Annotated in this window: 22 protein-coding genes; 8 read left to right on the forward strand and 14 right to left on the reverse strand. The window is 62.8% G+C overall.

Annotated elements, in window-relative coordinates:
- Nucleotides 1–196: 196 nt before the first annotated feature.
- From H7U37_RS03310 to H7U37_RS03320, 3 genes are read right to left on the reverse strand one after another with little or no spacing between them, the layout of a single operon-like run.
- The gene (locus tag H7U37_RS03310; protein WP_204873592.1) at nucleotides 197–1,306 is read right to left on the reverse strand and encodes a GerAB/ArcD/ProY family transporter; all 1,110 of its coding nucleotides are present in this window, start codon (nucleotides 1,304–1,306) and stop codon (nucleotides 197–199) included.
- A gap of 25 nt (nucleotides 1,307–1,331) precedes the next feature.
- Nucleotides 1,332–2,420, reverse strand: a complete 1,089-nt coding sequence (locus tag H7U37_RS16015) for a Ger(x)C family spore germination protein (protein ID WP_204873593.1) — start codon at nucleotides 2,418–2,420, stop codon at nucleotides 1,332–1,334.
- Nucleotides 2,417–3,919 (reverse strand): spore germination protein, encoded by a 1,503-nt coding sequence (locus tag H7U37_RS03320; RefSeq protein ID WP_204873594.1) that lies wholly within the window; start codon nucleotides 3,917–3,919, stop codon nucleotides 2,417–2,419. Before H7U37_RS03320 ends, H7U37_RS16015 begins: the two co-directional genes overlap by 4 nt.
- A 171-nt stretch (nucleotides 3,920–4,090) precedes the next feature.
- Between H7U37_RS03320 and H7U37_RS03325 the strand changes: the two genes are divergently transcribed.
- The 3 genes from H7U37_RS03325 to H7U37_RS03335 all read left to right on the forward strand — a co-directional run bounded on the left by H7U37_RS03325 (nucleotide 4,091) and on the right by H7U37_RS03335 (nucleotide 8,877).
- Entirely contained in the window at nucleotides 4,091–4,792 is a 702-nt protein-coding gene (locus tag H7U37_RS03325) for a F420-0--gamma-glutamyl ligase (protein ID WP_204873595.1), read from the forward strand.
- A 70-nt stretch (nucleotides 4,793–4,862) separates the two neighbouring features.
- Nucleotides 4,863–6,047, forward strand: coding sequence for a peptidylprolyl isomerase (locus tag H7U37_RS03330; protein WP_204873596.1), 1,185 nt, complete (start codon nucleotides 4,863–4,865; stop codon nucleotides 6,045–6,047).
- A 178-nt stretch (nucleotides 6,048–6,225) separates the two neighbouring features.
- Nucleotides 6,226–8,877, forward strand: a complete 2,652-nt coding sequence (locus H7U37_RS03335) for a cation-translocating P-type ATPase (RefSeq protein ID WP_204873597.1) — start codon at nucleotides 6,226–6,228, stop codon at nucleotides 8,875–8,877.
- A gap of 87 nt (nucleotides 8,878–8,964) precedes the next feature.
- Here the strand turns inward: H7U37_RS03335 and mfd are convergent, their stop codons facing one another.
- The 7 genes from mfd to H7U37_RS03370 all read right to left on the reverse strand — a co-directional run bounded on the left by mfd (nucleotide 8,965) and on the right by H7U37_RS03370 (nucleotide 17,837).
- Nucleotides 8,965–12,465, reverse strand: coding sequence for a transcription-repair coupling factor (gene mfd, locus H7U37_RS03340; RefSeq protein WP_204873598.1), 3,501 nt, complete (start codon nucleotides 12,463–12,465; stop codon nucleotides 8,965–8,967).
- 36 nt (nucleotides 12,466–12,501) lie between these two features.
- Entirely contained in the window at nucleotides 12,502–12,762 is a 261-nt protein-coding gene (locus tag H7U37_RS03345) for a phosphopantetheine-binding protein (RefSeq protein WP_204873600.1), read from the reverse strand.
- Nucleotides 12,759–14,093 carry an AMP-binding protein gene (locus H7U37_RS03350; RefSeq protein ID WP_204873602.1) on the reverse strand — a complete coding sequence of 445 codons (1,335 nt, stop codon included), beginning with the start codon at nucleotides 14,091–14,093 and terminating at the stop codon, nucleotides 12,759–12,761. The genes H7U37_RS03345 and H7U37_RS03350 overlap by 4 nt, the downstream gene beginning before the upstream one ends.
- A gap of 13 nt (nucleotides 14,094–14,106) precedes the next feature.
- Nucleotides 14,107–14,931 carry a VanW family protein gene (locus H7U37_RS03355; protein ID WP_204873604.1) on the reverse strand — a complete coding sequence of 275 codons (825 nt, stop codon included), beginning with the start codon at nucleotides 14,929–14,931 and terminating at the stop codon, nucleotides 14,107–14,109.
- A gap of 12 nt (nucleotides 14,932–14,943) precedes the next feature.
- Entirely contained in the window at nucleotides 14,944–15,531 is a 588-nt protein-coding gene (gene pth, locus H7U37_RS03360; RefSeq protein WP_204873606.1) for an aminoacyl-tRNA hydrolase, read from the reverse strand.
- A gap of 111 nt (nucleotides 15,532–15,642) precedes the next feature.
- On the reverse strand, nucleotides 15,643–16,602 hold the full coding sequence (locus tag H7U37_RS03365; RefSeq protein WP_204873608.1) for a ribose-phosphate pyrophosphokinase: 960 nt from the start codon (nucleotides 16,600–16,602) through the stop codon (nucleotides 15,643–15,645).
- A gap of 71 nt (nucleotides 16,603–16,673) precedes the next feature.
- Nucleotides 16,674–17,837 carry a DapH/DapD/GlmU-related protein gene (locus H7U37_RS03370; protein WP_243414215.1) on the reverse strand — a complete coding sequence of 388 codons (1,164 nt, stop codon included), beginning with the start codon at nucleotides 17,835–17,837 and terminating at the stop codon, nucleotides 16,674–16,676.
- A 4-nt stretch (nucleotides 17,838–17,841) separates the two neighbouring features.
- Here H7U37_RS03370 and H7U37_RS03375 point away from each other — a divergent pair, with 4 nt between their 5' ends.
- Nucleotides 17,842–18,054, forward strand: coding sequence for a hypothetical protein (locus H7U37_RS03375; RefSeq protein WP_204873671.1), 213 nt, complete (start codon nucleotides 17,842–17,844; stop codon nucleotides 18,052–18,054).
- A gap of 39 nt (nucleotides 18,055–18,093) precedes the next feature.
- On the opposite strand, the gene H7U37_RS03380 is transcribed toward H7U37_RS03375, so the two are convergent.
- Nucleotides 18,094–18,585 carry an HD domain-containing protein gene (locus tag H7U37_RS03380; protein WP_243413630.1) on the reverse strand — a complete coding sequence of 164 codons (492 nt, stop codon included), beginning with the start codon at nucleotides 18,583–18,585 and terminating at the stop codon, nucleotides 18,094–18,096.
- A gap of 243 nt (nucleotides 18,586–18,828) precedes the next feature.
- On the opposite strand from H7U37_RS03380, the gene H7U37_RS03385 reads away from it, so the two are divergent.
- The 4 genes from H7U37_RS03385 (at nucleotide 18,829) to H7U37_RS03400 (ending at nucleotide 23,420) form a co-directional block, all read left to right on the forward strand.
- Nucleotides 18,829–19,209, forward strand: coding sequence for a GntR family transcriptional regulator (locus H7U37_RS03385; RefSeq protein ID WP_204873612.1), 381 nt, complete (start codon nucleotides 18,829–18,831; stop codon nucleotides 19,207–19,209).
- Nucleotides 19,206–20,108, forward strand: coding sequence for an ABC transporter ATP-binding protein (locus tag H7U37_RS03390; protein WP_204873614.1), 903 nt, complete (start codon nucleotides 19,206–19,208; stop codon nucleotides 20,106–20,108). Before H7U37_RS03385 ends, H7U37_RS03390 begins: the two co-directional genes overlap by 4 nt.
- Nucleotides 20,083–21,957, forward strand: a complete 1,875-nt coding sequence (locus tag H7U37_RS03395; RefSeq protein ID WP_204873616.1) for a hypothetical protein — start codon at nucleotides 20,083–20,085, stop codon at nucleotides 21,955–21,957. The genes H7U37_RS03390 and H7U37_RS03395 overlap by 26 nt, the downstream gene beginning before the upstream one ends.
- Before the next feature lie 203 nt (nucleotides 21,958–22,160).
- Nucleotides 22,161–23,420, forward strand: coding sequence for an acetyl-CoA C-acetyltransferase (locus tag H7U37_RS03400; protein ID WP_204873617.1), 1,260 nt, complete (start codon nucleotides 22,161–22,163; stop codon nucleotides 23,418–23,420).
- 109 nt (nucleotides 23,421–23,529) lie between these two features.
- On the opposite strand, the gene H7U37_RS03405 is transcribed toward H7U37_RS03400, so the two are convergent.
- Genes H7U37_RS03405 through H7U37_RS03415 form a run of 3 tightly spaced genes read right to left on the reverse strand, consistent with a single transcriptional unit; the run spans nucleotide 23,530 to nucleotide 26,868 of the window.
- Nucleotides 23,530–25,281: a recombinase family protein gene (locus tag H7U37_RS03405; RefSeq protein WP_204873619.1), complete on the reverse strand. Its 1,752-nt coding sequence runs from the start codon at nucleotides 25,279–25,281 to the stop codon at nucleotides 23,530–23,532.
- Nucleotides 25,278–25,583: a hypothetical protein gene (locus tag H7U37_RS03410; protein WP_117547822.1), complete on the reverse strand. Its 306-nt coding sequence runs from the start codon at nucleotides 25,581–25,583 to the stop codon at nucleotides 25,278–25,280. Before H7U37_RS03410 ends, H7U37_RS03405 begins: the two co-directional genes overlap by 4 nt.
- A 19-nt stretch (nucleotides 25,584–25,602) precedes the next feature.
- Nucleotides 25,603–26,868, reverse strand: a complete 1,266-nt coding sequence (locus tag H7U37_RS03415) for a plasmid recombination protein (RefSeq protein WP_204873621.1) — start codon at nucleotides 26,866–26,868, stop codon at nucleotides 25,603–25,605.
- Nucleotides 26,869–26,973: the final 105 nt, after the last annotated feature.

Consider the following 26,973-nt stretch of genomic DNA (forward strand, 5'->3'; position numbering starts at 1 on the left):
AGCCGGCCAACCTCGAATTCAGTCCTTTTTCTGAACGGTCCCGCGTCTCACGCGAACTCGTTTATTTTACCACGCGCATCTCACTTTGTCAAGCACTTTTTTCGGAACCCTTTCGGAAGTCCGTCCAGGTTCCCCCCGGTCTCTTCCGAATTTCATCCTCTTTTCGTGCCCTCTCGTGAAGCGCTGGGTTATTATATCAACCTCCACTCCCTTTGTCAACCCCTTTTTTCGCTTTTTTTACGCGAAGCACCAGAGCCGTCAAAATGGGCGTTATCCACCCCAGTATGGTCAGGCCCCAGGCCACCCCATTGCGCATCCACGCCGCCAGCTGGAAGGCGTCCGGCGCCCAGACCAGCGCCACTGCCGCCCCGATGGCCGCCGTCACCCAGCACCCCCGTTTCCCGCCCCACGCCGAACCGGCCAGATGGCCCAGCATGGACCGGCAGGCAAAGAGCAGCAGCCCCAGCAGCGCCAGATCGGCAAAGACCCACAGCGCGATTACCAGAGATTCCAGGCGCTGAAAGCCGCCCTCCACGCCGATGCCCTTTACCGCCATAAAATAGGGGGTGTCCATCCGCTGCACCAGGTTGGCCCCAAAGCCGCCGATGCACACCACCTGAAACAAGGTCAAAAGCCCGCAGAAAAACACCGCCCATCGAAAGAGCCGTCCCCTGTCTCCCCGCCGGCGGGAGACGCCGGGGGCGCAGAAGGCCGCGAACACCCCGTAGCCCAGCAGACTGAGCACCGCGCCGCCGCCGCGCAGTACGCCGGGGACATCGGCGGTCCACACCGGCAGCAGGGCCTCCGGATGCACCTGGGGCAGGGCAAAGAGGAGGGTCAGCACCAGCGCCGCCCCCAGCGCAAAGGAAAACACCGTGCCCGCCCGGGCAAAGGCGGAGCGCTTCCCAAGGCCCAGCCAGACCGCCAGTCCCAGCAGCACCACAATAAAAAAGGGCAGCGGACCGTTGCCGTAGCTGGTGGCCAAAAACCGAAACGCCGCCCACCGGGCATTGAGCCCCAGCAAAACCGCCCCGCCCGCGAAATAGAGGGCGGTAAGCCCCTTGCCGGTCCAGCGGCCGAAGGCCCGCGTCAGCGCCTGGGCCATCCCACCCGGCGCGTCCTCCAGGCAGCGCCCATAGGCCCACATCAGCGCCAGCGCCCCGGGCAAAGCCGCCAGCGGCGCCAAAAACGCCGCCCGTCCGGCAAACTCCACCGTGTGGCCGGGCAAAAGCTGGATCATGGGGGAGAGCAGGGCGGCAAACAGCACCGCCAGCAGCTGCCTGAGTGAAATCTTATCCCGATCCATAATGTCCGCTCCTATTTCTCCCAATTCAGGAGGCGTCATACCCCCGCAAAATCTCCACCGTCACCGACGTGGTCCACACCAGCGCCGACGGGTCCCACTGGGCCTCCAGACTCTCCCACCGCCAAGGCGCCGCCATGCCCGCCCGCCGGGCCAGCTGAAAAAAGTCCCCCTCGTAGGTGCGGCACAGGGAGAGGGCCGCACCCAGCCGGGCGCGCACCACCGCTTCCACCGCCGCCGCCGCTTCCGCCGTGTCCGCCGGGGACTCCTGGTCCAGCCGGGCGCCGCCCTCGGCCAGATTGGCTTCCACCCGGCAGTCGATGGACAGGCCCGTAAAGGTATCCCCGTCAAAGGAGGCCCTTATCCTGGTCGTTCCCCCCACCAGGCGGACCGTCACCGTCCCCATCGCCTCGGTTTCCACCGTCACCAGGTCGGCCTCCACCGCTCCGTTCAAAAGATGGATGCCCCGGGCAGCCTCGCTGTCCGCCCAGCCCACCAGACGCCCGTCCCGCAAAAGGCCGTAGCCCCAGCCCTCCAGCTGTCCGTCCCCCGTCTTTACCACCGCCGGGGCGTAGGAACAGCCGCTCTCCAGCAGCTCCTCCAGCACCGCACCCACCGTCCGGGGGGCACACCAGGACCGAAGCCCGCCGTCCGCCGCCATGGCCTCCAGACGGGCCGCCGGCTCCTCCTCCGCCCCCGCCGATATGGCCGCCTCCGCCGTTCCGCCCGCCACCAAATAGAAATCGGTGTCCAACCTCATTTCAATGTCATCCAGCACATATTCCAGCGCCGCATACACCCCCTGCCGGGCCTGGGCCTCCCCCAGCAGGAGCTGCTCCACATGGCCGTAGAAGAGGTTGGCCCCGCTCTGTCCCTGGATGGCCAGACAGGCCCCGCTGATGCTCTCGGCGTCCTGGGTCAGCACCAGCGCAGGACCGTCGGTCCCGCCGCTCTGCCGCTCCCGCCCGGTGGATACCGTCACCCGCACCGGCGCACCCTGGTCCACCCCCACCGTCCGCACCAGATCCATCCCCTCGATCTCCCTGGCCCGGGGCAGCTCTCCCGTGCAGCCGCTCAGACACAGGGCCAGCAGAATGGCCGCAGCCGTCTTTTTCATCGTTGTTTCCTCCGGTTCGGTGTATGATAAAGCCGCTGGCGCAGTTTGGTCCAGGGCAGGGGCGGACGGACCACCGCCCGGGCCGCGCTGCCCCCTCCCCCCGCAAAGGGGGCCAGATAGGGCACGCCGAAGCTCTCCAGCCGGGACAGGTGGATGACCAGGGCCGCCAGGGCCGCCACCACGCCGAACAAACCGGCAAGGGCGGCGCACAGCGTGAGAAAGAGCCGCCACAGCCGCAGGGCGCCGGCCATCTCCTGACTGGGGGCGGTGTAGCCGGCGATGCCGGCAATAGCCACCGCGATAAGCACCGCCGGCGAAACGATGCGGGCCTCCACCGCCGCCTGTCCCACCACCAGGCCCCCAATGATGGAAACCGTCTGCCCGATGGACTGAGGGAGGCGGAGCCCCGCCTCCTGGAGGACCTCAAAGGCCAGCAGCATGACGATCACCTCAAAGGCGGTGCGGAAGGGCACGTCCTGCTTGGCGGCGATGATGGAAAGGGCCAGCTTGGTGGGGATCATCTCCTGGTGAAAGGTGACGGTGGCCACATAGAGGGCGGGGAGCAGCAGGGTCACCAGCACGCAGAAGTAGCGCAGCAGGGTGAGCAGGGTGGCCACCATCCAGTTGTTGGCCTTGTCCTGACCGGCCCGGAAAAAGGCGGACACCGTGGCGGGCATCAAATAGCCCAGAGGCAGACCGTCGGCCAGCAGCCCCACCCGCCCGTCGGCCAGTCCGCCGCAGAACCGGTCGGGCCGTTCGGTATATTGCAAGAGGGGGAAGGCGGTGCGGCTCTGGTGGGTCAGATACTCCTCCAGGCTGTCGGGGGTGAGGGCGGCGTCGATGTCGATATCGGCCAGGCGCTCTTCCACCCGCTTGACCGTCTCCGGGTCGGCGATGCCCTCGAGGTACACGATGTCCACCAGCGTCAGAGACTGACGCCCCACCGTCTGCTCCTTGATGCGCAGCTCAGGGGCCTTCAGGTGGCGGCGGATCAGGCTGGTATTGGTGCGCAGGCTCTCCACAAAGCCGTCCCGCCCTCCTTTGAGCACCGTCTCTCCCGCCGGCGGTCCCACCGAGCGCTTGTCCTCGGTGGCCGTCATGAGGGAGAGGCACCCCTCCTCTCCCGGACAAAAGAGAAGGCACCATCCGCCGATGAGGTCGGCGGCGGCCTGGTCCATCTCGGTCCGGTGGGCGCAGATGAGATTATAAAGCGCCCCCTCCCCCATTCTGGCGAAGGCGGCGCGGAGCGGACCGGCCAGGGCCTCGTCCTGGGCCAGGGGACGCAGAATGTAATCGCTCACCCGCTCCATCTTTACCATACCCGCCAGATAGCAGAGGGTCACCTCCGTGTCGCCCGCCCCCGCCCGGCGGACGGTGCGGACGGCAAAGTCGGCGCAGCCGGCAAAATAGGTCTTGACCCGCTCCAGGGTAAGAGGGCCCGGGATGCGGGGCTTTTTGCGGGGATGGGGCGGACATTGGGCAGCGGCTTTGGACGCCATGGACACACCTCCCTTTGACTTTCCCTTAGTGTGTCCCCCGCCGCCGGCTTTATGCGTCTGTGGAATTTTCTGAAAATGTTCCCCTCCCATTGCCTTTCGCTTCCAGGGTGGTTATAATGGAAAGACGCGAAAAACCATCTTTAGAAACGACGAAAAGAGGAGTTATATTATATGGAATTCCACGCCAACGAGGGAAAGAGCGTTACCATACAGGCCATGGGCAAGACCTGGGCCCGTCACGCCATCGCCACCCACTTCGTCCAGGTGGGCGAGAGCTATATTGACCTCATGGAGCGCTACGTCAAGCCCGTCTACCAGGAGGGCGACATCCTGTCCATGAGTGAAAAGGTGATTGCCCTGTGTCAGGGCCGGGTGGTCCGGGAGGAGGAGGTCCGCCCCGGCTTCTGGGCCAAGCTGCTCTCCCGCTTTGTCCACCAGACCTCCGCCGGCCCCGGCATGGGTCTGCCCATCAAGATGCAGTTTGCCATCAACGTCTGCGGCCTGCCCAAGATCCTGTGGGCCGCCTTCCGGGCCGCCATCGACAAGCTCCGGGGCGTCCACGGCACCTTCTACCGCATCGCCGGTTTGGAGGTCTCCGGTCTGGACGGCTTTTACGGCGAGGATATTCCCGAATATGAACATATGGGGGTGCGCATCCCCGAAAACCCCGCCGGCGTGTGCGACGAGATTTTGGAAAAGACCGGTATCGTCTCCATGATCGTGGACGCCAACGACTTGAACGTGGAGATGCTGGGCCACTGCTCCCGCCTCACCGCCAGCGATGAGGAACTGCTGGACCTGATTCGGGACAACCCCGCCGGTCAGGACCGTCAGCTCACCCCCTTTGTGCTCATTCGTCCCGTTCAGGACTGATCTTCCCTTGTATTTTTGTCTGTAAACTGGTATATTGTTCTCCAGAACTTGAAAGGAGCGTTACATCCCCATGAATATGACAAAGAAGCTGCTCAGCGGCGTGGTCAGTGCCGCGCTGCTGGCCGGGGTCCTGTCCGGCTGCTCCAGCCAGCCCGCCGAGGACGACGTGGCCTACAAGGCCGCCGGCATCGCCCGGGACACCGTGGTGGCCACCGTCAACGGCCAGAAGATCCCCGCCGAGGATTACCTCTTCTGGCTCCAGCAGAGCATCACCAACATCCAGTATTACGGCTACCTCACCAGCGACGACTGGACCACCGAGCAGCTGGGCGACCAGAACGGCGTGGATTACGTCAAGTCGGACGCCCTCACCGCCGTGACCTATTACGCCACCATCGCCCAGAAGGCCGAGGAGAATGGCATCTCCCTCTCCGAGGAGGACAAAACCGCCGTTCAGGAGAATATGGACGACATTGAAGCCGCCCTCGCCGCCCAGAACATCACCCTGCAAATGTACCTGGACGCCCAGTGCATCTCCCAGGAGGGCATGATCAAGATGAACGAGCTCTATTATCTGAGCCAGGATCTCATCCAAGCCTTCCAGGAGGGCGGTCCTCTGGACCCGGGAAGCGACGCCGTCACCGCCTTTGCCGATGAAAACGGCCTCTACCGGGTCAAGCATATCCTCCTCTCCACCCGGGACGCCGAGGGCAACGACCTGTCCGAGGCCGAGCAGCAGGCCATCCTGGAGGAGGCCAACGCCCTGGTGGCCGAGCTCCGGGCCGCCGACGACCTGGAAACCGCCTTTGACGCGGCCATGAACGAGCGCAGCGACGACAGCCGCAACGACGACGGCACCCTGGCCTATCCGGAGTATGTGACCTCCAGCGGCCAGATGGTGGAGGAGTTTGAAACCGCCGCCCTGGCCCTCCAGCCCGGCCAGATGAGCGAGCCGGTGAAGAGCCCATACGGCTATCACATCATCCTCCGCCTCTCCTCCGACTGCGAGGACGTCCGCAGCTACTACGCCAGCAACCAGCTTAACGACTGGACCGACGCGGCCGAGGTGGAGACCAACGAGGTCTATGATACCATTGATCCCCAGACCTTCAAGGCCAACATGGACGCCATCATCGCCGCCCATCAGGAGACCATCGACGCCGCCAACGCCGCCGCCTCCGCCGCGCCCACCGGCGACGAGACCACCGGCGACGGCGATGCTGCCGCCTCTCCCTCTCCTTCCCCCGCCGCTTAATGCAGCCCCTTCCCCCCAGCAGCGAGACCATCCCGGTCTCGCTGCTTTTTTGCGCCCTTCCGTCCCGGTCCTCCCTACTCTCCCCACCACCGTTCCCTTGGAATCGTAGGGATATGTGGTTATACTGGTTGCAGCCAGGAAATAACTGGTAATTTCACGGAACAAAGGAGCGGTAGCTATGCGGCCATGGCACAGCATGGGGGCTGGGGAGGTGCTCTCCGCCCTGGAGAGCGACGGGAGACGGGGGCTTTCAGAGCGGGAGGCGGCGCAGCGTCTGGCGCGCTACGGCCCCAACGCCCTGGCCCGGGGAAAGCGGCCGGGCTGGCTGTCCCGTCTGGCCGGGCAGCTGAAGGACCCGATGATTTTGGTGCTGCTGGCGGCGGCGGTGCTGTCCCTGGGGGCCAGCGGCGGGTCGGACTGGCTGGACGCGGCGATTATTTTGCTCATTGTGGTGGTAAATGCCTGTATTTCCCTCTCTCAGGAGGACAGCGCCGAAAAGGCTCTGGCGGCGCTGCGGCAGATGTCGGCCCCCCTGGCCCGGGTGACCCGGGAGGGCAAGGAGGCCCGCATCCCGCCCGAGGGGCTGACACCCGGAGATCTGATCCGGCTGGAGGCGGGAGACCAGGTGCCGGCCGACGCCCGGGTGGTGGAGAGCGCCGGGCTGCGGTGCGACGAGAGCGCCATGACGGGGGAATCGGCCCCGGTGTCCAAGACGTGGGAGGCGGTGCTGCCGCCGGAGACCCCGCTGGCCGAGCGGAAGAATATGGTGCTGGCCGGAACGGTGGTGACGGCGGGGCGGTGTGTCTGCGTGGTGACCGCCACCGGCATGGGCAGTGAAATGGGGCGCATTGCCGGGCTCTTGCAGGACCAGAGCGGCGGGGAAACCCCTTTACAGAAGAAAATGGGGGAGGTGTCCCGTACGCTGTCTTTTCTGTGTCTTTGCGTGTGCGCGGTGATGTTCGGGGTGGGGCTGCTCCTCCATTATGACCTGCTGACCATGTTTATGACGGCGGTCTCCCTGGCGGTGGCGGCCATTCCCGAGGGGCTGCCCGCCATCGTGACCATCGTGCTCTCCCTGGGGGTGGGGCGGCTGGCCCGGCGGCGGGCCATCGTCAAGCGTCTGCCGGCGGTGGAGACGCTGGGCTGCGCCCAGGTGATCTGTTCGGACAAGACGGGCACGCTGACCCAGAACAAGATGACGGTGACCCAGACCTGGCTCCTTCGTCCGGAGGACAGCGCTCTTTTCTGGACGGCGGCGGCGCTGTGCGGCGACGTGGAGGTGGACTGCGACCTGGCCGGACGGCCCCGCTGCACCGGCGACCCCACCGAGACGGCGCTGGTATGGGGGGCGCTTCAGGCGGGGCTGGACAAGCGGCAGCTGGAGGAGACATGGCCCCGCCGGGGAGAGCTGCCCTTTGACTCCTCCCGCAAGCGGATGAGCACCATTCACCTCCGGCCGGACGGCGGGTTCCGGGTGATGGTGAAGGGCGCTCCCGACGTGCTCCTCACCTGCTGTACCCTGGACGAAGTGAGCCGCCGCCGGGTGCTGGACGCCAACGCCGCCATGGCGGATCAGGCGCTGCGGGTGCTGGGGGTGGCCTATCGGGACCTCTCCTTTCTGCCCCGCTCTCTGGACAGCGGAACGCTGGAGCACGGTCTCACCTTTGTGGGACTGGCCGGCATGATGGACCCGCCCCGGCCGGAGGTGATCCAGGCGGTGCGGGACTGCTATACGGCGGGCATCCGGCCCATCATGATTACCGGCGACCACCGGCGCACGGCGGTGGCAGTGGCCAAGGAGACGGGGATCTTCCGGCAGGGCGATCTGGCGCTCACCGGGGCGGATCTGGATTTCATGCCCCAGGAGCTGCTGGAGGAGGAGGTGGAGCGGTTTTCGGTCTACGCCCGGGTGACGCCGGAGCACAAAATGCGCATCGTGCAGGCCTGGCAGAAGCGCGGCAGGGTGGTGGCTATGACGGGGGACGGGGTCAACGACGCCCCGGCCCTGAAGGCGGCGGACATCGGCTGCGCCATGGGAAAAAGCGGCACCGACGTGGCCCGGGGGGCGGCGGATATGATCCTGACCGACGACAACTTCGCCACCATCGTCTCGGCGGTGGAGGAAGGGCGAGGGATTTACGCCAACATCCGAAAGGCCATCCACTATCTGCTCTCCTGCAACATCGGCGAGATTTTGACCGTCTTTGTGGCCACCCTCTTCCATTTTCCCCGGCTGCCTCTGGTGCCGGTACAGCTTTTGTGGCTCAATCTGGTGACCGACTCCCTCCCCGCCCTGGCCCTGGGGGTGGAGCCGGTGGAGGCGGGCGTCATGGAGCAGCCCCCCCGGGACGCCCATAAGCCCCTCTTTGACCGGGCCTTTTCCCTCCGCCTGGCCTGGCAGGGGGTGATGGTGGGGGCGCTGACCCTTGGCGCCTATTTTTTGGGGGCCTTCGTCCTGGGAGCGGGGGACGGGGCCTGGGCCACCGCCAACACCATGGCCTTTGCCACCCTCACCTTCTGCCAGCTCTTTCACGCCTTCAATGTCCGCAGCGAGGACCGGTCCCTTTTCGCCCTGGGGGTGTTCTCCAACCCGGCCATGCTGCGGGCCTTTGCCGCCGGCGCGGTGATGCAGCTGGCGGTCCTCTGTCTGCCGCCTCTCCAGGCCGTCTTTCAGACCGTGGCCATGACGGCCGCACAGTGGGCCGCCGTGCTGGCGCTGGCTCTGACCCCCATTCTGGTCTGCGAACTCGCCAAAGCCTCCTCCTTTCTTTCGAGAAAGAAAGGAGGCAAAGAAAGCTTTCACAGCGCCCTCCCCTCGCCCAAAGCATAATGGGGGGCCCAGCCCCTTTCACTCTTCACTTTTCACTCTTCACTCTAAAGAAAACAGCGCAGGGGCGAAACTCCCTGCGCTGTTTTCTTATGCTCCGGTTTTGGCGTAGTCCTCCACCAGCTTGCTTCCCCATTTCAAAACGTCCTCGCCCTTTTTCAGCCGCAGGGCGATGCACGGCCGGTCTCCCGGCGCGAAGAGGAGCCGCCCCCGGTAGGCCCGGTCGGCACACAGGGCGCTGACCCGGTTGAGGTCGGCCTCCTGGAGGTAGAAGTTCAGGTTGCCCCCCTTCTGGTCGATCTGGACAATGCCATGCTGGGCGGCGTGGGCCCGGAGAATGGCCACCGAGATCAGGTTATTCACCGTCCGGGGCGGGTCGCCGTACCGGTCGATGAGCTCATCCACCAGGTCGTCGGCGTCCTCCTCGGAGCGGATGGCGGCAATGCGGCGGTAGAGGTCCATCCGCTCCTCCGGCGACGGGACGTACCGGTCGGGAATGGAGGCCGCCACCGTGAGGTCGGCGGAGCACTCGGTCTTTTTGCGGGGTTTTTCGCCCCGCTCCTCCAGCACGGCGTCCTCCAGGAGTTTCAGGTACATATCATACCCCACGCTGAGCAGAAAACCGCTCTGTTCGGGGCCCAGCACGTTGCCCGCCCCCCGGATCTCCAGATCCCGCATGGCGATCTTGAAGCCGGAGCCGAACTCGGCAAACTCCCGAATGGCCCCCAGCCGCTTGGAGGCCACCTCGCTGAGCACCTTCCCCCGCCGGAAGGTCAGATAGGCGTAGGCCCGCCGGCTGGACCGGCCCACCCGGCCCCGGATCTGATGGAGCTGGGCCAGGCCCATCTTGTCGGCGTCCTCGATGATGAGGGTGTTGGCGTTGGAGATGTCGATGCCCGTTTCGATGATGGTGGTACACACCAGCACGTCCACCTCGCCGTCGCTCATGCGTTTCATCACGTCGTTGAGCTCCTCCTGGCTCATCTTGCCGTGGGCCACCGCCACCTCGGTGTCCTCCCCCAGGAGATTTTTGATGCGGGCCGCCGCCCGGGTGATGGTCTCCACCCGGTTGTGGAGGTAGTACACCTGACCGCCCCGCTCCAGCTCCCGGCGCATGGCGTCGGCCAAGACGCCCCAGTCATGCTCCAGTACGTAGGTCTGCACCGGCTGGCGGTCCATGGGGGGCTCCTCCAGGGTGGACATGTCCCGGATGCCGGACAGGGCCATATTGAGGGTGCGGGGAATGGGGGTGGCCGACAGGGTGAGGACGTCCACCTGCCGGAAATTCTCTTTCAGCTTTTCCTTGTGCTGCACCCCGAAACGCTGTTCCTCGTCCACCACCAGCAGCCCCAGGTCCTTGAATTTTACGTCCTTATTGAAGAGACGATGGGTGCCGACCAGCAGGTCCACCCCGCCCTCGGCCACCTTGCGGAGGGTCTCCTTCATCTGGGCGGGGGTGCGGAACCGGGAGAGCACGTCGATATTCACCGGATAGCGGGCAAAGCGGGCCCGGGCGGTGAGGAAATGCTGCCGGGCCAGCACGGTGGTGGGCACCAGAATGGCGGCCTGCTTGCCGTCCAGGATGCACTTCATGATGGCCCGGAAGGCCACCTCGGTCTTACCGTACCCCACGTCGCCGCACAGCAGCCGGTCCATGGGCCGGGGCTGTTCCATGTCCTCCTTGATCTCGGCGATGCAGCGGAGCTGATCGTCGGTCTCGGCGTACTCGAACTGGTCCTCAAATTCCTTCATCCAGGGAGAGTCGGGGGAAAAGGCGTAGCCCGGCTGGCGCTGCCGCTGGGCGTAGAGCTGAATAAGCCCCTTGGCCAGGTCTTTTACCGCCTTGCGGGCCCTTGTCTTGGCCTTTTCCCAGTCGGCGCCCCCCAGTCTGGAAAGCTTTTTGGTCTCCTGCGCGTCCTCGCCGCCGCCGATGTACTTGCTCACCAGGTCCAGCTGGGTGGCGGGCACATAGAGCACGTCGGCCCCGGCGTAGGCGATTTTCAGATAGTCCTTTTCCACCCCGTCCACCTGCATCTTGACCATCTCCAAAAAGCGGCCGATGCCGTGATGCTCGTGGACCACCAGGTCGCCGGGCGACAGGTCTGCGTAAGAGCCCAGCTTGGACCGGTTGGTCACCGCCTTTTTGCGCTTCTTGGCGGGCAGGTTTTGTCCCTCGGTGAGGACGGCAAAGCGAATGGCGGGCAGATCCAGTCCGGCGGACAGTCCTCCCACCGCGATGACCGCCCCGCCGGTGGGGGGCAGGTCGTGGAGATCGTAGTCCAGGGCGGGCTTTAAGCCGCCGCTCTCCCGGAGGAGGGCCTGCAAATTGTCCGCCCGCTGGCGGCTGGACACCAGCACCACCACCCGGTAGCCCTCGTCCACATAGTGGGTGAGGTCGGAGACGGCGGTCTCCAGGCTGGTGCCGTAGGAGGGGAGCTGCTTGACCAGAACGCTGAGCAGAGTCCTGGGCTTTCGGGGATAGCGGGAGACGGCGAAGGAGTCCAGATAGACCACCGGCCACTCCTCCAGCCTGGCCCACAGCTCCTCCTCCCCGATAAAAAAGGCGGCGCTCTCCCCGGCCAGGGTGCCGTTTTCCAGCAGGGCCTTCACGTCCTGCTCCATCTGCCAGGCATAGTGTTTGGCCCGGTCCGCCACCCGGCCGCTCTCGCTGAGCACCACCAGGGCGTCGGCGGGGAGATAGTGGGCGGCGGTGGCAAATTCAGGATAGATGAGGGGTAAATACCGGTCGATGGCGGGAAAGGACCCCTCGGTCAGGATGCGGGAGCGGTCCTCCTCCAGGTGGGACAGGAGGGCGGTATGGTCCCCTTTCCGGCGGCGCAGATTGGCCATGAGCTTCTCCAGCCGGCCGGCCAGTCCCCGCGCGCCCCCCTCCGCCTGCTGGGGCAGCACCTCGGCGGCGGGCAGGATGCGCACCTGGGTCAGGTTTTCCGTCCTGCGCTGGGTGTTGACGTCAAAGGCCCCCATGGCGTCCACCTCGTCGCCGAAAAACTCCACCCGGACGGGATTGCGCCGGTCGGGGGAGAAGAAGTCCAGGATGCCGCCCCGCAGGGCAAACTGACCCACCCCCTCCACCTGCTGGCACCGGCGGTAGCCGGCGGACACCAGGGTGTCGGTCACCTCCTCCAGGTCGTGGCGCTCCCCGATGCGCAGAGTGCGGGCCGAACGCCGCAGGAGGTCGGGGGGCATGGTGCGCTGCATAAGCGCCTCCGCGGTGGTCACCAGGATGGGACAGGTTCCGTCCAGCAGGTCCTGAAACAGGGCCAGACGGCGGTGCTCCCACTGCCGGGAGGCCACCGCCGCCTGGTGGAAGGTGAATTCCCGGGCGGTGAGCACCGCCGGTTCCCGGCCGGTGAGGGCCCGCAGATCGGCCGCCATCCGGCCGCACTCCCCCTCGTCGGGGCACACCATCACCAGCGGCCGGCCGCTGTCCTCTTTCAGTCCCGCGGCCACATAGGCCCGGTGTACCGGCGAAAGGCCGGACATGGCCGCCGGACAGCCGCCGCCGTCCACCGCCGCCAGCAGTTTATGATATTCCTCCAGCCCATTCAGGCCCTTCAAAAGCTGCTTCATGTCATACCTCGCTGATTACTGTATGGTAAAATCACCTTACACTGTTTCTTCGGAAAAGCGGGCCTTTCGACAGGCCTCCACAAGATCCGCCCTGCGCCGGAAAACGTCCCTGGGCAGCCGGGTGGGCTGAAGCACGATCCCCAGGTCCTCCAACCCCTCCAGCAATTCAATGACCCCCATGGAGTCCAGCAGCCCCTCGTCCAGCAGGTCCGTCTCGTCCGACAGCGCCCGGGGCGTGCCGCACACCTGGACCAGCAGCGCCTCCACCGCCCGCTCCAGTTCCTTCTCTGTCATCATACCATTTCCTCCAGCCGTTTTCGGTCACATTTTCCGTTTGGCGTCAGGGGAAGCCGGGCCACGCTGCGCCACTGTCCGGGAATCATATAGGAGGGCAGGCGCCGGGCAAGCGCCGCCGTCAGTTCGTCCTCTTTCCGGTCCCCCACCACAAAGGCCACCAGCCCCCGCACGTCGCCGCCCCAGCGGCGGGGCACCACCGCTGCCCGTTCCACACCGGGCAAGGCCTCCAGCGCCCGCTCAATCTCCGCCGGCTCCACCCGATAGCCCTTATACTTGAGCTGGTCATCCTTGCGCCCCAGCCAGTAGAGCCGTCCATGCTCTATCCGGCCCAGGTCGCCGGTGGCGTAGACGCCGCCGAAGGCGGGCGCGACGCTCTCCCCCCGCAGGAAAATCTCGCCCTCTTCCACCGTCACCGAAAGGGCACAGTTGTCCAGCCTGCCTATGGGCAGCGGCCCGGCGCAGTCCGCCAGGGTGATGGTGGCCGCTGAGACGGCGCAGGTGGCCTCGGTGGGGCCGTAGGCATTGTAGAGGGTGACCTGGGGAAAGGTCTCCAAAAACCGCCGGGCGACGGCGGGAGGCAGCGCCTCTCCGCAGCAAAAGACCGCCCGAAAGCGGTCCAGCCGCCCCGCTAGGGCCAGGCGGTCGGTGAGCAGGGTGCGGAGAAAGGATGGCGTGGTGACCAGCAGGGAGAGCCCGCAGGCCGTCAGCCGTTCCACCCGGCGGACCGGGTCATGCTTCTCCCCTTCGGTCAGGGAGAGATGGGTGCCGCCGCAGGTGAGGGCCAGGTAGAGATCGGCCACCGACAGGTCGAAGGCATAGGACGCCTGTCCCACCACCACGCCTTCCGCGCCCGCCCGGATGTCCGGCAGGCGCCTGGCCCAGCGGAGAAAGGACTCCAGATTGCGCTGGGTGATGGCCACCGGCTTGGGCGCGCCGGTGCTGCCCGAGGTGTAGATGCGATAGATCTCCCGGTCCGGGTCCCGGGCCGCCGGGCAGGTCTCTCCCGATGTAAAGCCCCTTTCCGCCTCCTCCCGGGTGAGCAGCTGGGCGCGGGCTTCCGTCAGCCGCTGCCGCCAGGCCGGGTCGGGAAGGGACGGATGGAGTGGCAGATAGGGCCGCCCGGCGATGAGACAGGCCAGCATGGCCGCGGGGACCCACAGGTCCTCGTTCCCCTCCAGCGCCACCGGACCGGCGCCCTGACGGCGCAGCCGGGCGGCCAGCCCCATGGCCATGGGCCACAGCTGTCCCCAGCAGAGCTCCTGCCCGCCGGCTTTCAGGGCCGGACGGGGGGCCAGGCGGCGGCTGTTTTCATAAATCTCCTCTAAAAACACAGGTCTCTCCTTTTCAGCGCAGCTGGTCGGGCGGAATGAGGGCGGGATCGTAGAGCACCCGGGAGTGGTTGCGCAGTAATAATTCCCGCCCCAGCTCCCGGCCGCTCTCCCGGTGGATGACCCGGCGGTAGACCCGACTCACCCGGTAGTATGCCTCGCCCTCGTTCACAAAATGGGCGTCCTCCTCCACCAGCCGGTACCGGCAGGGAAAGGGCCGCTCGCTCCGCAGCTCTCCGCACAGATCCCCCTCGGAGAGCCACAGCCGGAGCTGGACCGGCTGGTCGGTGGTGTTGCGAAAGCGGTAGTCCACATGGGGATAGAAAATGGAGGTGCCGGTACCAAAGGGCACCCGCCGCCGGTCGTCGGGAAAAAGGGCGTCGCTGTGGTGGTGGAGCTCCGCCACCTCCATGGGGCTATGGAGCACCAGATAATGGATCAGATTGGCCAGCTGGCACAGCCCACCCCCCACGCCCCGGCGCAAATCCCCGTTGGCGATAACCAGGCCCTCCCGATAGCCCCGCCGGGCGGTGGGCGCCCCCGCCAGCGCCCAGAAGGAAAAGGTCTCCCCAGGCGCCACCACCAGGCCGTCGATTTGGGAGAGGGCCAGCCCAAGATTGGTCTCCTTATTTTTTTGCAGGGCCATGTCCACCCCCGCCAGACGGCGCAGCACCGGAGAGCGGTGTCCTTTGACGATGACGGGCAGTTCTTCCCGCTGCCGGCGGCGGGCCAGGGTCACATGCTGCCCCATGTCCTTGAGCGCCTTACGCGCCCCCTCTTTCCAGAGGGAGAGCTGATAAAACACCGGCCCATATTGGCACATCAGCTTTCGGCCGCCCATGGCGTCTCCTCCTCAGTTAAACCGGTTCATGGCCTTGGCGGGGCCGTCCTGGAGATAACAGGCCACCGCGTCGGCGGCCCGGGAGACGGCGGCGTCAATGGCTTTCTTGTCCTCCCCCTGGAACTTGCCCAGTACCCAGTCGGCCATATCATAATCCGGGTGGGGTTTCTGGCCCACACCCACCTTGATCCGGGGAAATTGATCGGTGCCCAGGTGCTGGATGATGTTTTTCAGGCCGTTATGGCCGCCGGCCGAGCCGCCGGTGCGGATGCGCAGCTTGCCCACCGGCAGAGACACGTCGTCCGACACCACCAGCACATGGTCGGCTGGGATTTTGTAAAACCGGGCGGCCTCTCCTACCGCCTCGCCGGAGAGATTCATAAAGGTCACCGGCTTCATCACCATGGCCCGGCAGCCGCCGATGACCGCCGTACCGGTAAGGGCCCGGTGCTTGAGACGCTGGATGGGAAAATTGCCCCGGTCCCCCAGCGCGTCGGCCACCATAAAGCCCACGTTGTGCCGGGTGCCCTCGTACTTGTCCCCGGGGTTGCCCAGGCAGACCACAAGCCAATCCACCGGGCCGGAACGCGAAAAGAACATGGTTATTTTACCTTCCTTTGCTGGTTTTCGCTGCCGAAAGAAGGGGGCGCGTTACAAAAGAGCGTTCTCTTCTGCAACGCGCCCGCCTGGCAGACCGGTTTATTCAGGAAATCAGGAGAAGAGGGGAGAAACCGAAATCTCCTCGTAAATGCGGCTGATGGCCTCGGCAAAGATGGGGGCCACGGACAGATACTTGATCTTGTCGCACTTGACGCCGCTCTTGGCGGGAATGGTGTCCAGGAAGATCACCTCGTCCAGGGCGCTGTCCTGGATGCGCTGCACCGCGGGGCCGGAGAGCACGCCGTGGGAGGCGCAGGCGGCGACCGACTTGGCGTGGCCCAGCTCCACCAGCGCCTTGGCGGCGCCGCACAGGGAGCCGCCGGTGTCCACCATATCGTCCAGGATGATGACCCGCTTGTCCGTCACGTCGCCGATGATGTTCATGACCTCGGAGGAGTTGGCCTTCTGGCGGCGCTTGTCCACGATGGCCAGGGAGACGCCCAGCTTCTGGGCAAACGCCCGGGCGCGGGCCACGGAGCCCACGTCGGGAGAGACCACCATCAGCTCGTCCATGCAGTCCTTGTACTTCTCGGTAAAATACTTGACGAACACGGGGGAGCCCAGCAGGTTATCCACGGGAATGTCGAAGAAGCCCTGGATCTGATTGGCGTGGAGATCCATGGTCAGCACCCGGTCGGCGCCGGCGCGGGTGATGAGGTTGGCCACCAGCTTGGCGGAGATGGGATCGCGGGGCTTGGTCTTGCGGTCCTGACGGGCATAGCCGAAATAGGGGATCACGGCGGTAATGCGGCCGGCGGAGGCCCGCTTAAGGGCGTCGATCATGATGAGCATTTCCATGAGGTTGTCGTTGACGGGGCCGCAGGTGGACTGGATCACGAACACGTCGGAGCCGCGCACCGTCTCATAGATGGAAACGTAGTTCTCGCCGTCGGAGAAAGCGCCCACCTCGCAGCTGCCCAACTCGGTCCCCATTTTCTGGCAAATGGCCTTCGCCAGGGAGGGGTTAGAACTGCCGGAGAAGACCTTGACGTCCTTACCGTGTGATATCATTGTGTACATTCCTCTCTTTTTTTGATTCCAGCGGGGTATATCCCCGTCCAGATCCATGGGATTGCGCTTGCTTATTTCCAGTTGGTCCGGCCTTTGGCGGCCCACTGGCGCTTGACCACCTGCTTACTCCGTGCGATGGCCAGGGCGTCGTCGTCCACATCGGCGGTGATGGTGGAGCCAGCGGCGGTGTAGGCGCCCGCGCCCACCCGAACCGGCGCCACCAGATTGCTGTTGCAGCCGATGAAGGCGTTATCCCCAATGACAGTGCGGTATTTGCTGGTCCCGTCGTAGTTGACGGTGACCGCGCCGCAGCCGATGTTGACCTGACGGCCCACATCTGCGTCGCTCACATAGGCCAGATGGGCGATCTTGGTGCCCGCCCCGATGCTGGCGTTTTTCAGCTCCACAAAGTCGCCCACCTTGACCTCCCGGCCCACATGGCAGTTGGGCCGGATATAGGCGTAGGGGCCGATGGTGGTCTCATCCTCCACAGTACTCTCAGAGAGCTGGGAGGCGTTGACGGTCACATGGTCGCCGATGACGCAGTCCCGGATCATGCTGTCCGGGCCGATTTCGCAGCCGGCGCCGATGCGGGTCTTGCCCCGCAGGATGGCGCCGGGCAGCAGCACGGTCCCCTCTCCCACGGTCACGTCGGGGCCCACATACACGTGGTTGGGGTCCATGATGCGTACCCCGTCGTCCATGAGCCGCCAGACGCTGCTCTGCCGGGCGGTGAGCTCCGCCTCAGCCCGGCGCTGGGGGTCGCGGCGCAGCAGGGTGACGCTCTGCCACCAGATGCCCTGCCCCTCCGACCGGACAGACCGGCGCAGCAGCGCCCCTTCAAAGGTCTCGCCCTTGTCCAACGCGTCGGCCAGCACGCCGGCTTCGATCTGACACACGCCGGTCTCGCCGGAGCCGTACTGAGGGGCCGAACCGGTGACCAGCTGCTTGGCGCTGTCCTCCGTCAGAAAGACCGGCCGGGTCACCACACACACACGTCCCTCGGTCTCCCGCAGAAAGGTCATCAGCTGCTCGGAGGCGTCCTCCGTGCCGGTGGTGATGAAAATGGTACCTTGGGGGAAGCAGGGCGCGGCGCCGGCCTGGTCGTTCTGATGACAGACCACCAAAAAGCGGCCCACGCCAGCCCGCTCCAGCGCCCGGGACAGCCACCTGGCTGCCGGATCGAAGAGCAGATCCTCCAGCATGAGGGTGGGTCTGCCACCCTCCCGGGGCAAAAAGATGATTGCGCCCGCATATTCCATACCTGTTTCTCACGCTCCTTTTACCGATACAGATTATATCAAAGCGCCGGAGGAAATGCACCCTTATTTTTTACAAAAAACCGTTCTTTTTGCACGTGGCCGAAAACCTATCCCCTTTTCAGGGGCCTTTTTGTCTCTTTTTGCGGTAACGGTGCCAGTTTTGTCTCTTTTTGCCCAAAAATACAAGTAAAAAACGGGAAGGCCCTGCCGCGGCCTTCCCGTTGCTCTCTCAGGCCGCCACGACCACCTGGCGCATCCGCATCCGGCGCCAGATCTGGAATACCTCCACCGTAGCGCAGAATTTGTCCGCCAGGTTCACCACCGCCGCCTCCGCGCTGCGGGGCCGGCGGCGGGCCAGGGGCCACATATGGGAGAGAATGATGTTCTCCTCTTTTTCGCTCAGACCGCCGCACAGCGCCCGGGCATTGCGCAGCGCCGCCACCGGATGGTCAAAGCACTGGTTGCCCGGATGGGTGCCGGGGATATGAGCGTTGTAGAGATACAGATCGTGGAGCAGTCCGCCCCGGGCCGCCATGCGGTAATCCAGCCCCCACCGCCGGGCCAGCCGGAAGGCTACATACGCCACAAACACCGAATGCTCATAGCAGTTGCAGCCGGGATGGTGGGGAATATCGCGCATGGAGCGCACACGGCTGTCGGCCAGAAGATCGTCCACACAGTCCAGAAAGCTCTGCCAATTCTGTTCGTCCAAAAAAGCCATTGGAATGCACCCCTCATTTCTCAATACAGACATAAGGGCGGCCCGCGCCCTCTGTATTTTTATTATAATATATCCCCCGTCATTTGTCATGTCGTTTTGTGCATTTTGCAAAAAATACCACCCCCCTCTCTTTTCTCATCTTAAGAAAAGCTTTATCTCTTTTCCCTTGTTTTCCCTTCCGGCCTCTGCTATCCTAACTGTACTAGTACACTTCATACACTTGCAGGAAGGGAGGCGGTACTTATGATCCGTCTGGACTATCGGGACGCCCGCCCCATTTATGAGCAGGTCAAGGACGGCCTGCGCCATCTGATGGTGTGCGGCGCCATCGCGCCGGGGGAAAAGCTGCCCTCGGTGCGGGCGCTGGCGGCGTCTCTGGCCATCAACCCCAACACCATCCAGCGGGCCTATGAGGCCCTGGAGCAGGAGGGCTATTTACAGGCGGTGCCCGGAAAGGGGTGCTTTGCCGCCCGGCGGGAGGCGGTGGACCAGCAGCGGCGGGTCCAGCTGCTGACCATCTTTGACCGCACGGCGGCGGAACTGTTCTTTTTGGGCGCAACGGCGGAGGAACTGTGTCAGCGGCTGCGGCAGAGCGTTCCCACGGGAAAGGAGGCAGCACAATGATACAGGTAAAAGACGTGGTCAAGACCTTCGACGGCTTCCGGGCCCTGGACGGTCTCTCCATGGAGGTCCCAAAGGGCTCCATTTACGGCCTGGTGGGGCCCAACGGCGCGGGCAAATCCACCATCCTGCGCCACATCACCGGCATTTACCGGCAGGACGCCGGCCAGGTGCTGGTGGACGGAGCGCCGGTGTGGGAAAATCCCAGGGTGAAAAGCCGCATCGCCTCCATCCCCGACGAGCTCTATTCCTTTCTGTCCGCCTCCACCCGGGATATGATGAAGTTTTACCGCCAGTTTTATCCCCGCTTTGACCAGTCGCGCTATGAAGCCCTCCGGGAGGCCTTCCCGGCGGTCAACGAACGGCAGGCCATCCGGCGGCTTTCCAAGGGGATGCAGAAGCAGGCTTTTTTCTGGCTGTCCCTCTGCTGCCGGCCCGACGTGCTGGTGCTGGACGAACCTGTGGACGGTCTGGACCCGGTGATGCGCCGGCAGGTGTGGTCCCTGCTGATGGGGGACGTGGCCGACTACGGCACCACGGTGCTGGTCTCCTCCCACAACCTGCGGGAGCTGGAGGACGTGTGCGACCATGTGGGCATTTTGTCCCACGGGAAGGTGCTCATTCAGCGGTCCCTGTCGGAATTGCAGGGCAACATCGTCAAAATGCAGGTGGTCTTTCAGGAGCGGGAGGCGCCGGCCCTGCCCGAGGACCTGGAGGTGCTCCACATCTCTCAGGTGGGACGCATCCACACCCTCATTGTCCGGGGGGCCGCCGAGGAGGTCATGAACCGTCTGGCGGTCTACGCCCCCATTCTCATGGAGGCGCTGCCCCTAACCCTGGAGGAGATCTTTATTTACGAGTTGGGAGGTGAGGACTATGCGGTCCGGGACATCGTCCTCTGAGCGGGTGCGGCAGTGGTTTTACCCCGCCATTCTGAAGAAAAATTTCGCCCGGTTCTGGCCCCTGTGGCTGGGCTGGGGACTGGTCTGGTTTTTGCTGGTGGTGCCCCGCATCTTCTCCTACGCGGACAACCGGTGGTATTCCCCCTCCTCCGACGCCTACCCCAGAACGCTGATTTTGGACATCATCATCTCCTATGGACCCTGGATGGCGGCGCTTTTTGGCATTCTGGCGGCCATGGTCCTCTTCTCCTACCTCTGCAATCACCGGTCCGCCGGGTTCTTCCACGCCCTGCCGGTGCGGCGGGAAGGGCTTTTTTTCACCAATTACCTCTCCGGCCTGCTCTTTCTCTTTGTACCCCTGGCGGCGGTGGCCGGTCTGGCCGGCCTGGCCGAGCTGTGGGTGGCGAGCGGCTTTGACTTTCCCTCCCTCTTCCTGCTGGTATTCTGCGTGGGGGCCATGGGCTTTTTCTTCTACTCCTTCGCCGTCTTTTGCGCCATGTTCACCGGCCACATCCTGGCGCTTCCCGCCTTTTACGGCATTTTGAACGGGCTGATCTGGGCCATTTTCGCCCTCTTTTACGAGCTGTGCCACCAGTTCCTCTACGGCTATACCGCCGACGGCCTCATGGACGAAATCGTTTTGTGGTTTACTCCCCTGCTCAACCTTTACAGCAAGCTGGGCTATGATGACGAATACCATTTGACCGGCCTTTTTCCCATTTTCGTCTACGCCTTTGTGGGGCTTATCCTAACGGCGCTGGCGTTGGTGGCCTACCGCCGCCGCCGCATCGAGTCCGCCGGCGATGTGATCTCCATCTCCTGGGTCCGTCCCATCTTCAAGTACGGGGTGGCCCTGTGCGCCGGGGTGGTGCTGGGCACCGGCACCTGGGCCCTCTTCTTCGACGGCAGCCATCAGAATCCCCCCCTGCTGGCCCTGTGCGTGCTGCTGTGGGGCGGGGCGGGCTATTTTGTCTCCGAAATGCTGCTGCGCAAGTCCTTCCGGGTCTTTCGGGCGGGCTGGAAGGGGGCGGCGCTCTCCATGGCGGTGCTGGGGCTGCTGTGCGGCGCGCTGATCTTCGATCTGACGGGCTACGAGTCCCGGGTACCCCAGGCGGACGCGGTGACCTCGGTGGAACTGCGGATTTTCTCCTATCCCAATGACTTCGCCTCCGCTTCCTCCGTCTCTCTGACCGAGCCGGAGCACATCGCCGCGGCGGTTGCCCTCCACCAGTCCATCGTGGACCAGCGGGAGATCCTCCGGAAAAGCGACGGCAACGAATACAGCATATCCACCACCTCCACCGGCGTACCTTACGCCACCGAGGATATTTTCTATACAGAGTTCACCTATCACCTGACCAACGGCGGCACCTTATCCCGCCATTACTCCCTCCTGCCGGTCAGCGACGCGCTTTTGGCGGACCCGTCCTCCCTGTGCGCCCAACTCACCGCCCTTGTCAACCAGCCGGAGGTTTTGGTCCGCTACTATGCGGCCCTGGACGCCGGCACCCTGAGCGGCGCTTATCTGGAGACCCAATCGGAATGGAGCGACTCCGAGCAGCAGTACGTCTCCCTGGAGGAGGCCGGGCGTCTGCTGGAGGCGGTGCAGTCCGACCTGGAGGCGGGCCGTATCGGCCGGCGCTTCCTGTTGCACAGCTTGGAGCGGCTGGAGACCTGTTACAGCACCGATCTGGTTTTCTTCCTGCGGACCGATCCCTCCGAGGAGTCCCGCACCGTCAGCGTGACCCTCCAGACCACCGCCCGAGACACCCTGGCCGTGCTGGAGGAGCTGGGGCTTGCCTCCCAGCTGCGCCTCCTGTCTGACCCTTCCTTCCCGGCCTCGGAGTAAAACCGGCCCATCTCTCCCGGGTTTTCCGCAAAAACAAGGAAAACCCGGGAGTTTTCTTTCTATTCCGAAAGACTCGTTAAAATATTAACGATTTTTCTCTCCTTGTTCTTGCAATTTCTCAGGACATCGTATATAATAGATGCGTCTGAATCGTACCCTAATTTCTGTGCATATTACCACAATTTTTGGGAGGCATGAAAATCATGAAGGACGTTTATGTTGTCAATTGCTGCCGTACCGCCATCGGCACCTTCGGCGGAAGCCTGAAGGATGTGCCCGCCACCGATCTGGGCGCCACCGTCATCAAGGAAGCCCTCAACCGCGCCGGCGTGAAGCCCGAGCAGGTGGACGAGGTCATGTTCGGCTGCATCCTGACCGCCGGTCTGGGCCAGAACCCCGCCCGTCAGGCCGCCGTCAAGGCCGGTATCCCCTATAACGTGCCCGCCTACACCGTCGGTATGGTGTGCGGCTCCGGCATGAAGTCCGTCATCGAGGGCGCCCGCAGCATCCTGGCCGGCGACGCCGACGTCATCGTGGCCGGCGGCACCGAGAATATGTCCGCCGCTCCCTATGCCCTCCCCGCCGAGCGCTGGGGCGCCCGCATGGGCGACAAGAAGGTCGTCGACACCATGATTAAGGACGGCCTGTGGGACGCCTTCAACGGCTACCACATGGGCACCACCGCCGAGAACATCTGCGACGTGTGGGGCATCACCCGTGAGGAGCTGGACGCCTTCGGCGCTTCCTCCCAGCAGAAGGCCTGCGCCGCCATCGAGGCCGGCCGCTTCAACGATGAGATCGTTCCCGTCATGGTGAAGAAGAAGAAGGAAATGGTGGAGTTCAAGGTGGACGAGTTCCCCCGCCCCGGCACCACCGTTGAGAGCGTCGCCAAGCTGAAGGGCGCCTTCCCCGTGGGCCCCGACGGCGTGGAGGACGAGATCGTCCACACCTTCCCCGTGACCCAGGTCCATGAGGCCGACGCCCACAAGCACGTCCAGCGCGTCACCGCCGCCAACGCCTCCGGCATCAACGACGGCGCCGCCGCCATCATCCTGGCTTCCGGCGAGGCCGTGGAGAAGTACGGTCTCAAGCCCATGGCCAAGCTGGTCTCCTGGGGCCAGGGCGGCGTGGACCCGAAGATCATGGGCGTGGGCCCCGTGCCCGCTTCCCGTCAGGCCATGGACAAGGCCGGCCTGAAGATCGACGACATCGACCTGGTGGAGGCCAACGAGGCGTTCGCCGCTCAGTCCATCGCCGTGGCCCGTGAGCTGGGCTTCGACATGAGCAAGGTCAACGTCAACGGCGGCGCCATCGCTCTGGGCCACCCCGTCGGCGCTTCCGGCGCTCGTATCATCGTCACCCTGCTCCACGAGATGGCCAAGCGGGACGACGCCAAGAAGGGCCTCGCCACCCTGTGCATCGGCGGCGGCCAGGGCGTTGCCACCATCTTCGAGAAGTGCTGAGCCTTTTGGCATAACTCCAATACATGAAAACACCCCCTCCGCAAAGGCGTAATAGTGATAAGGTACTATTTAGCTTTGCGAGGGGCAGAGAACGGTGTGACCGTAATGGTCACGCCGTTTTTCTGCGTCCAAGGGTAGATTTCGCAACAACAGGCTCGGAAATCACAGGAATCTCTACGTCATCCACGAAGTTGAAATAGATTTTCACCTTCTGTACCCGCTTGCCGCTGGATTTGTCCGGCGCAAACACCTCAATCTTCTTGATATATTCATTGACTATCGTAGGTGTCAATTCCGGCACATCCACATACTTCTGGGTCAGGGCTACAAAGGCGTCTACATCAGCACTCATAGTTTCCTGCGTTTCCAGCCATTCTTCCGTCACTTCAATTTCGAGTTTTAACCGTTCCTGTTCTGCCTCGTAATCGGCGGTCATTTTCTTGTACCGCTCCTTGCTCAGATCACCCAGGACAAAGTCCTCATAAAGTCGGGACAGAAGAACATCCAGGTCAGCCAGCCGTTTCTTGGCCTGCTCCACTCGCTTCCGATCTTCACGGATGTTGCGTTCCTGATCGGAGCGGCGGCATTGCAGCCATTCTTCCTGAAACCCCTCCACGTCCTGCCGGATATAGGTATTGACCGCACGGATGCGCTCCAACACCAGTTCCCGCAGTACATCTTCCCGGATATAGTGGGCAGAGCAGGTGCCTCGACCGCTTTTGTAGCTGGAGCATACATAGTGGTCTTGCTTGCCGTCAAAGCTCTTGCAGGTAGCAAAGTGCAACTTATTCCCGCAATCAGGACAGAACAGAAGCCCGGAGAACAATCCCTGCCGTTCCGCTTTTGTGGGACGGCGTTTGTTTTTTCGCAGCTCCTGCACCCTGTCCCACTGAGCCTGAGAAACGATTGCTTCCTGCGTATCAGGGAAGATACACATATCTTCAATTGCATTGGGAATCCGTTTTTTCAGCTTGTAGGACTTGGAATAGGTCTTGAAATTGCAGGTACAACCGGTGTACTCCATCCGTTCCAGAATACCCGCAACCGATTGACCAATCCAATGGTAAGGGCGTTCCGGCATCTTTTTCCGCTTTTTCGGGTCAGGATGGTTTTCCGACTGTTTGGCATACAGCGCCTTGGTAGTCAACACCTTATCCTTCTCCAGTATACGGGCAATCTGTTCCGGCCCCTTGCCGTCAATAGCCAAGTCAAAGATGCGCTTGACTACTGGGGCGGCATCCTCGTCAATAATCCAATGGTCTTTATCGGCAGGGTCAGTGCGATAACCATAGGGCGGTTTTCCCAGATGCTTTCCGCTGGTGCCTTTCTGACGGAATACGACCCGGACTTTTTTGCTGGTGTCCCGTGGATACCATTCGTTGAACAAATTACGAATAGCAGCAAAGCCGTCGCTGTCACCTCGTTCACTGTCCACACCATCGTTGACGGCGATAAAGCGTACATCGTAGCTGGGAAAAATGATGTCCGTGTACTGCCCAACGGTCAGGTAATCTCGGCCAAACCTGCTGAGATCTTTGACCAGCCAACAACCGACAAGCCCCTGCTTAACCAGTGCAAAGCCTTCCTGTACGCCAGGGCGGTCAAAATTGGTTCCCGTATATCCGTCATCCACCAGAATTTTCAGGTTGGTGTAGCCATGCTCGGCTGCGTACCGGGTTAAAAACTCTTTTTGATTCTGTATCGAATTTGATTCTCCATCCAGCGCATCCTCATTGCTGAGGCGGCAGTACAGGATGGTGATTTTCTGCTGATCCAACATAGCGTCCTCCTTTACGGTTGGGTCAGCTGACAGAATTGGTGTGCATGGTGATATTGTAGCATGAATTTGAGTCTGTGTCATGAACAAAGCGCCTCCTTATCCGAGAAAATGAGCCGTTTTACCTTGTGGGTAAGCGGCTCATTTCCGTCACATACAGTCTCCAGCAGATACCAGGTATTTCCGATTTTTCGTTCTACCGTACCTGTAAAAGGATTCATTAGGTTTTCCCAGCGTTTCCGGCATTCTTCCAGAAAATCAATCGGCGGCTCAAAAATCGGGTCAAAGCAGGATTCAATATCGATTTCAGCACAAGCGTTAATCAGCTTTTCCGAAGGAGAATCATCGAGCACCAGCTTATTGAGTTTTGTTGTCAGATTGGTCATAAGCAAAAATTCCTTTCTGTTAAAGTTCCATATCTTGCGATTTGCGGCGAGAAGGTTGATCGTGCTGCTTTGTTTGCCGAGTTCGTGTCAAAATGGCGTCAAGAAAAGCCCGCACCTTTTCGGGTGCGAGCTTGACAGCTTCCAGATAAGGCCGTGCCTGTTCTTTTAGCGATTCATATCGCTGTTTCCAGACAGCGGCACTCTTTTGTGCGCTTTGCAGTTTTTCTTCCAAGCGGCTGTTTTCCGCCTTGGCAAGAATCCCATTGACCGCATAATCCTTGAGTGTGCTGCACTCGGATGGGGTCAGAGTGATGTTGCCGGTAATCGTCTTTTTCCCCATGGAGCGGATTTCCTGTACCGTCAGGGCGGCAGTACGCTGTTCTTTGGCCTGCTTTTGCAGGGATTGCAGCTCCTTCTGCTTTTTCTCAACAGCAGCCTGTGCGGTGTCCAGCGCCTGTTCTGTCTGAGCGATTTGGGCGGTCATAGCCTCCAGACGCTGCTGCTCCTGTGCCACCTTGAACTGGGTCACAGTCAGATGTTCCTCGGTACTGCCACGCTCTCCACGCTCCACATCGGTATATCCGGCAGCTTTCATATAGTTGAAGAAATCGTCTTGCAGGACGCTGTACGATGTTCGCAGGACTTTCTTCCCCTTGGTGGTCAGAAGCGGATTTCCCTGCTCATCCAGAGCAACTTTTGACTCCCACTTTTTGCTGCGGCTGACCTGCATGATCGTTTCCTTGACTGTACCCACAAGGGACTTATCCTTGCACCGCTTCGACCAAAGAATTTGTTTTTCTACCACCGGGACATACACCACATGAAGGTGGTAGTGGTACACATCCTGCCCCAGAGCTTCCGACATAGCCCGGTTGCGCTCGTCGGCGTGCATGACGGCAGAGAGGATATACTGCTCACCGCCCACGATCTCTACGGCAGCTTTGTATGCGTCGGTGTAGAATTGCTTGGCATACTCGTATCCACCGTGGTTGTGGAAGTAAGCGGAGTTCACATCGAAAATCAGTTCCCCGTATTTCACCGCATCGGCTTTCAGGCCACGAGTGGAGATAATCCCATCGGCAATCATCTGATCGAACATAGCGGCATAGCTGTCGGTGGGAGCTTTGAAGTGGATATTCCGGTAGGTCTGGGTGGTATCAATATCCTGGTTGGAGTAGCTGCCCTTTTCTCGTTCGTTATGTTCCTGAACTTTTGCCACATCATCAAGGGTGGGCAAGTCCTGGTTACGGGCAAAGGTGCGGTCGATTCCGTCGTTTCTGGCCATAAAAATCAGCTCCTTTCCGTTGTATGGCAGACGGCTGAGGGACGGGGATGCACTTCCTGCGGGAAGTGTAATAACCCACTATGACACTTTCATCCCGAAGGGCTG

Source organism: Pseudoflavonifractor phocaeensis (genome assembly GCF_016901735.1).
Lineage (GTDB): Bacteria > Bacillota > Clostridia > Oscillospirales > Oscillospiraceae > Pseudoflavonifractor_A.